Source organism: Duganella sp. OV510 (assembly GCF_900100205.1).
Lineage (GTDB): Bacteria > Pseudomonadota > Gammaproteobacteria > Burkholderiales > Burkholderiaceae_D > Rugamonas.
Genome location: NZ_FNEQ01000019.1, coordinates 1 through 6,470 on the forward strand (window position 1 = coordinate 1; position 6,470 = coordinate 6,470).

The 6,470-nt window shown below is 61.7% G+C and carries 7 protein-coding genes; 3 read left to right on the forward strand and 4 right to left on the reverse strand.

What is annotated here, in order from left to right:
* Nucleotides 1–299 (forward strand): hypothetical protein (locus BLS51_RS30045; RefSeq protein WP_217638344.1); only part of this gene is annotated, 299 nt, incomplete at its 5' end.
* On the opposite strand, the gene BLS51_RS28985 is transcribed toward BLS51_RS30045, so the two are convergent.
* On the reverse strand, nt 274–1,476 hold the full coding sequence (locus BLS51_RS28985; protein ID WP_090192484.1) for a YbfB/YjiJ family MFS transporter: 1,203 nt from the start codon (nt 1,474–1,476) through the stop codon (nt 274–276). The genes BLS51_RS30045 and BLS51_RS28985 overlap by 26 nt on opposite strands.
* Nucleotides 1,477–1,558: 82 nt before the next feature.
* Between BLS51_RS28985 and BLS51_RS28990 the strand changes: the two genes are divergently transcribed.
* Entirely contained in the window at nt 1,559–2,164 is a 606-nt protein-coding gene (locus BLS51_RS28990) for a TetR/AcrR family transcriptional regulator (protein ID WP_090192480.1), read from the forward strand.
* On the opposite strand, the gene BLS51_RS28995 is transcribed toward BLS51_RS28990, so the two are convergent.
* Nucleotides 2,154–2,426: an SDR family NAD(P)-dependent oxidoreductase gene (locus BLS51_RS28995; protein ID WP_090192481.1), complete on the reverse strand. Its 273-nt coding sequence runs from the start codon at nt 2,424–2,426 to the stop codon at nt 2,154–2,156. The genes BLS51_RS28990 and BLS51_RS28995 overlap by 11 nt on opposite strands.
* Before the next feature lie 186 nt (nt 2,427–2,612).
* Here BLS51_RS28995 and BLS51_RS29000 point away from each other — a divergent pair, with 186 nt between their 5' ends.
* Nucleotides 2,613–3,509 (forward strand): AraC family transcriptional regulator, encoded by an 897-nt coding sequence (locus BLS51_RS29000; protein WP_090192485.1) that lies wholly within the window; start codon nt 2,613–2,615, stop codon nt 3,507–3,509.
* Here BLS51_RS29000 and BLS51_RS29005 read toward each other — a convergent pair.
* Both BLS51_RS29005 and BLS51_RS29010 read right to left on the reverse strand, forming a co-directional pair.
* Nucleotides 3,495–4,934, reverse strand: coding sequence for a GTPase domain-containing protein (locus BLS51_RS29005; RefSeq protein ID WP_090192482.1), 1,440 nt, complete (start codon nt 4,932–4,934; stop codon nt 3,495–3,497). The two genes, BLS51_RS29000 and BLS51_RS29005, sit on opposite strands and share 15 nt — an antisense overlap.
* Nucleotides 4,931–6,295 (reverse strand): DUF2868 domain-containing protein, encoded by a 1,365-nt coding sequence (locus BLS51_RS29010; RefSeq protein ID WP_090192483.1) that lies wholly within the window; start codon nt 6,293–6,295, stop codon nt 4,931–4,933. The genes BLS51_RS29005 and BLS51_RS29010 overlap by 4 nt, the downstream gene beginning before the upstream one ends.
* Nucleotides 6,296–6,470: the final 175 nt, after the last annotated feature.

Genomic DNA, 6,470 nt, shown 5'->3' on the forward strand with positions numbered 1-6,470 from the left:
CCACTGCTGGTCACTGGTTCGCTCTTCTCAAAAATACTGACAGTATTTCTACTGAATATTTCTTTGTTGAGCATTTAATGCTTTTTGTTGCAGCACCAAATGCCCACACTTATCGACTGTTAATTTTTAAAGATCATTCTGTATTGCTAGCTGAAGAAGCGTTTTGTTCATCAGCGAAGAGGCAAGATTATGAAGCATTACAACCATCTCGTCAAGCTCTTCTTTTTTCTCGTTTCGCTCTGTATCAGATACATCGTTTCGCGAGGGACAGAATCATACCAAGGCATCCGCTGGTTTGACAAGGGCTTTTTTCAAGCCGTCTGCAACTAGCGCAATCACTAACGCGCCGGCGCCTATTCCCATCAGCAGCCGATGGTTGCCGCCGCTGTGCGCAAACACATAGGAATAGGTGTAGCCGGCCAGTGCCTGGAACAAGGCGAACACCGTAGTCGCCTTGCTCCACACCACATTCTGCGCATGCGCATCGCCATCCAGGATGCGCTGCACCCGGCCCAGCGTAATCGGCACGATGCCCGGCGGGAAGGAGCCAATCACCAGCGTCGCCAACAGCAGCAGCATATGGTTGGTCGAGAACATCATCAGTGCAACCGCGCCTACCTGCAGCCAGATCGCCAGGTGGCTGGTCAACGCCGGGCCGGCGCGGTCGGACAGCGAGCCATAGACCATCGGACCAATGATCGCGCCGACGCCGTACACGATCCAGAACAGCGACGCCGTGTGCGTACCCCAGCCCAGGCCGCGCGCCACATAGTCAACCAGGAACACCATCATCGGCACCAGCCCGACCGCCATCAGCGCGTATTGCAGATACAGCAGATTCAACTCCACCCGCACCGCCGCCTGCGTTGCAGCGCCCGGCTCGCCCACCGGCACATGCGTATGCACCGCATGCGGCCAGCACCACCAGCTCACCACGCTCAGCAACAGCGACAGCACACCGAGACCCAGCCAGGTCGCCCGCATGCCCATGTCCAGCAGCAGCGGCACCACCGTACCCGATGCGGCAATGCCCAGCCCGATACCGAGGAAGATAGCGCCGCTGGCCATGCCCTTGCGGTGCGCCGGCACATGCGGCAGCACAGTCATCGCCGCCAACACCATGATGATGCCGCCGGAAACGCCCGACATCAGGCGCCAGCCAAAGAACCAGCTGACCGACAACGGAAACGCACAGGCAAAGAAGGCTGCGGAAGTCAGCAGCATCATGGCGCGCAAAGTCCGCCGGGCGCCATAGCGGCGCGCCAGCGGCCGCCCCAGCAGGGCGCCGACCAGGTAGCCCACCAGATTGGCGGCACCCAGGTAGATCACATCCTTGGCGACAAACCAGTGTGCCTCAATCATCGGCGGTATCAGCGGCGTATAGGCAAAGCGCGCCAGCCCGATCCCTACCAGGCTGGCACACAGGCCGGCAAATATGGCGCGCGCTGTGGCGCCCCGGTCTTCTACGGTATTCATCAAAAATTCCTCAATGCACAAATCATGTTTGACAGCATAGTCAAACTTGACAGCGATGTCAAACATGCCGATAATTCTTTCCATGGCAGGCATAAAACAATTCAACGAAGACGAAGCGCTGGACCTGGCAATGCACGTGTTCTGGCGCCAGGGCTATGGCGCCACCTCGATGCCCGACCTGGCGAAAGCCACCGGCGTGCAGCGCGGTTCGCTCTATCACGCCTATGGCGACAAGCAGTCCATCTTCCTGCTGGCGTTCGAGCGCTATCGCCAGCACTACCTGGAGATGGTGCGCGAGCGCATGCGACTGGACGATCCGGAAGCCGCTCTGCGTGCCTACTTTGCGTATGTGATCAACTCGATGTCGGTGCCGGTGCCGCAGCTGGACGGTTCGCCATCATCGCGCACGCGCGGCTGCCTGACCACCAAAATCGCCACTGACGAAACCGCGATGGACGAGCCGGTGCGCAAGGCCTTGCGCGGCATGCTGGAAGGATTGGGGGAAGTGCTGGAAGAACGGCTGTCGCAGCCGGATGCCAAAGCGCGCCTGGCGCTACCGCCAAAAGACGCCGCGCGCCTGCTGGTCACTTTCACGCGAGGCAATGTGGTGATGGAGCGTATCTACCATGGCCGCGAAGAATTGCAGGCTACGGCAGACAGCATGATTGCGGTGCTGTTCAAGCATTGATGATGACGTCGACGCGCTTGTGCACATCCTCGGCAAACGCCAGGAACTCGCGCATCTCGTCCGGCTGATTCACATCCAGCGCGAACCACTCAGCCGAACCGCCGGCCTTGCGGATTTCCGTCACCAGCGCGTGCAGCTTGCTGGAGCGGCGTGCGCCCAGCACCACATGATGGCCTTCGCCTGCCAATTGACGGGCTGTCGCGGGACCACATCCCCGGCTGGCGCCGGCAATCAGAATTACTTTGCGATGAGCTTGAGTCATGATGCAGTCCTTTCCTGGCCATTAACACAGGCTGCATCTTACGGACGAATCGTCATGCTGCGAATGCACATGTCTATGTAGTTCTTGCCTAATCCTATGGATCGCAACGACAACCGTAGCGATCCACGCGGGAATCATGGATCATTCCTATTCATCACCGCAAATAAGGAGTGCAGCGTGGAACGCATGATTGCCCTGCATATGCAGCTGGCGCGCAATGAAGGCTATACCGAAACGCTGGTGGACGACGTGCGCCTGACGCGCGCCAACCAGAGCGTGACCAAGTCGCCCGCCATGTACGACCCGTGCATCGCCATCGCCTTGCAGGGACGCAAGCGCAGCTACTTCGGCAACGACATCCTGCAGTTCGACGCCGACCACTACCTGGTGGTGGCCGTACCCATGCCGTTCACCGCGGCGACCGAAGCGACCGAAGAAAATCCCTTCCTCGGCATCTCGATCCGCATTGACCGCACCACGCTGGCCGACCTGATGTTCACCATCGACCAGACCGACAACGAAGTATCGGCCATGCCCAAAGGGATGATGACCACCCGCATGGACGAGCGCCTGCGCGAAACTGTATTGCGTCTGCTGGAGGCCTTGAACTCGCCGCTGGAAGCGCGCGTGCTGGGACCGGGCATCGTGCGCGAGATCTGCTACCGCGTGCTGATGGGTGAACAGGGTGCTGCAATGCGCGCCGCGCTCACCAGCCAGGGCCAGTTCGGCCGTATCGCCAAAGCGCTGCGCCGCATCCATGCCGATTATGCAGCAAGCATCGATGTCGGCATGCTGGCGGCGGAGGCCAGCATGAGCGTGCCGGCCTTCCATGTGCACTTCAAGTCGGTGACGCACTGCTCGCCGATCCAGTACCTGAAATCCGCCCGGCTGCACCAGGCGCGTCTGCTGATGGCGCGCAATGACATGACCGCGCAAGCGGCATGCGCGCAGGTCGGCTATGAGAGCCCGTCGCAGTTCAGCCGAGAGTTCAAGCGCTACTTCGGGCGCAGCCCGAGCGAGGAAGCCAATGCCATGCGCCGCTACCTGACGGTGCAACCGGTCGAAGCATCAAGACTGCTTTAAGCCCGGATACAGCTGCACCAGCACCGCCGATACCATTTGCCTGATCAGCGGCTGTAACGGTGCACCGTCTTCCTTGCGCGCCTGTTTCCACAGGGCGGCCAGCGCCGCCTCGTGCTGCGCCACCACCTGCTCCACCGCGCTTTGCCAGAAGGCCGGCGCCTGGCTGTCAACAAAGCTGCCGCGACCTCGGCCAAAGTGCGCCACCGCCAGATAACGCAAGATGCCGGCCACCACCAGCGTGTGCATGAAGGCGTCGGTGAACTGCATGGTGGCCTGGTTGCGATCAGTGCCGGAATTGAAGCCCCACGCGGCGCCAGCGAAAGTCAGCGCGCCAGCCAGGCCGCCCAGCAGGGCGCCACCACCAAGCGTCAACCCGCCCGCCAACAGATCGGCGGACAGCCCAGTGGCTGCGCCAGAAATCATCGCCCCCAGCAGGCCGGCTTGCGCCTTGTCGATCGGCGCGCGCACGGAAAAATGCTCGCGCACCTGCGCATTGATTTCAGCAGCGCCGGCCGGGTCCAACTGATGCAGCACGAGAAGTTCACGCGTCATCTCGCCGGTATGCAGATTGAGGCGCGCGATCAATTGCGCCATGGCCTGATCCTGTTTTTGCTGCTCGGCGTTCTTGCCGATGCCGACGACTTTCAACGCCGACTTCAGCAGGCTCGCCCCCTGCTCCGGCAGCGCTTCGCTATCGCGCGCGGCGGCCAGCAATTGCGCCGACAGCAGCTGCATCGATTGTTCGTAGCGCTCCGCATTGCGTGCCTGCCAGGCGGCAAGCAGGCGCGCATACGCCGGCTGCTGTTCGGCGTTGAGCAATCCAGGCAGCGCTTCATAAAACACCCGCTCATGGACCCAGCTGCGCGCGAAGGCATCCAGTGCGAACACCTCGCGCACCGCCGGATACTGGCGCAGATGATCACGCCAGCGCGCCTGGTCGGCCTGCTCTTCGGCCAACGGGCGTGGACGGCCCGTCTGGTTGAGGACCACCACCACCGGCTTGCCCAGCCACTCCAATATTTTCATTTCGGCAGGCACGTAGCCGGCGTCTTGCGGATCTTCCGCCGAGCTCACCAGATACAGCACGATGTCGGCCGTGTCGCGCGCAGCCCTGAGTGCCTGCTGGCTGAGCCAGAACGGGCGGTCGCGATAGCGGTCCAGCACCTCGCGCAGGAACCAGCTGATCGGATTGCCGGATTGCGCCAGCCGCTTCTGCAAGCGCACCGAATCGCCGAAGCCGGGCGTGTCCCACAGTTGCAGCACATCGCCTTCGGGAGTGGTCAGCAGCGTGTGCGGCTCGGAATGAATGGTGACGTGGGCGGCGTCGCGCACCTCGCCGACATCGACGCCCATCAGCGTGCGCGCCAGCGTCGTCTTGCCGTTATTGGTGTGCGAAATCAGCGCCAGTTGTATCGTCGTGCTCATGCTGGCGCCTGCAAGTTGACCACGGTGGCGGTGGCGTGATGGAAACGGCAGAACTCCTGCCACAACGCGACCCGCTCGGCCAGGCGCTCTGCTCCCATGCGCTCCAGGTAAGCCGATTCATCCAGCAACACGGTCACGCCACGCGGCAGGGCTTTCGACAAGGCGTCGAGAAAGGCCCCATGGTTTTCCTGCTCTGGCGTGGCGCTGAGATTGAACAATGCAGCGGTGCTTGCAACCTCGGCGTCGTCACTGACCAGCGGTGCTTCGCCATATGCGGTGGAAGGCCGCAGCATCAAGCGCCCCTGCTCGCCAAACATGGAGATGGCGATTTGCTGCAAGCCGCGATGGCGTTGCTCATCAATCGTAAAGCTGTAAGGCAGCACGCGCAGCGTGCCGCCCTGCGCCATGCCCATCGCATCATTCAGCTTGCGGAAATAAGGCTGCTCCAGGTCGAGCGGAAAGCGGTGCGCCAGGCGTGATGCCTGCCATTGCGAGAAAGCGCCCAGCAGCAGACGCGGCACAATCACCAGCAGCAGGATGGTGGCGGAATACAAATGCACCCAGCGCGCGCCACCTTGCGCAGCAGTGGCTTGCGGGAAGCGCAGCGCTTCGATTTCCGCCAACGTGAAGCCTTGCAGGTGAAACAGCGCAATCGCCGGCGCGAACAAGGTCGACAGCAGGCCGTGCACTTGTGCGGCATCGAGGAAGGTACTTTCCCAGCCCGCCGCATATTGCGACAGCAGACCGCGCGCATACAGCGAAGCCAGTGCGCCGGCGGCAAACGTGGCGGCGGCCAGATGCACGCTGCGGCTGAGGCGCGCTGCGTTCAGCCTGGCGCTGAGTTGCGACCATTCGCTCAGGAACGCCATCAACGCAGCCGACAACACGGACGGCAGCTTGCGCGGCGCCTTCAGGCGATGCGGCACACGTGGGCGCGCTGGAATAAACAGCCAGATCAGCAGTCCGATATATACCAGCAGGTTCCAGCCGATAATCAGCAGCAGCGGCGCCGACAGCAAATCAACGCGATGCGGATCGGTGATGCGGTCGAGGCCGGCGCCGAGCAGCAAGCCGATCAACGGCAAGGCCCAGGCCAGCGGCTGCAAAGGACTGCGCTGTTTGAGGAAGCCGGCAAACGCGGTATGGCGTTCGGCCAGGCGTTTAAGGATTTGTTCGGCGCGCTGCTGGAGGAAATCCTCGCCGGTGGCTTCGGCCTTGCGGTCGGCGGCGCGCCATTGGGCCAGCTCGCGTGCGCTGCGGCTGGCGTATATGCGATCGTCGTCGCTGAGAATTTCCTTGTTGTGATCGGCGGTCTCGATGGCACGGACCAGCACGACGTCTCTCGCGGTATGTTCGTTCATGCGCAGAGTATAAACGCAAAAAATCCCCATCTGCACTGAGCGCGATCTTGAGCGCGTTCAGGCTGATGGGGATTTTTCTAAATAACTAGCTTGACGATAACCTACTTTCACACTGGTTGCAGCACTATCATCGGCGTAGAGTCGTTTCACGGTCCTGTTCGGGATGGGAAGGGGT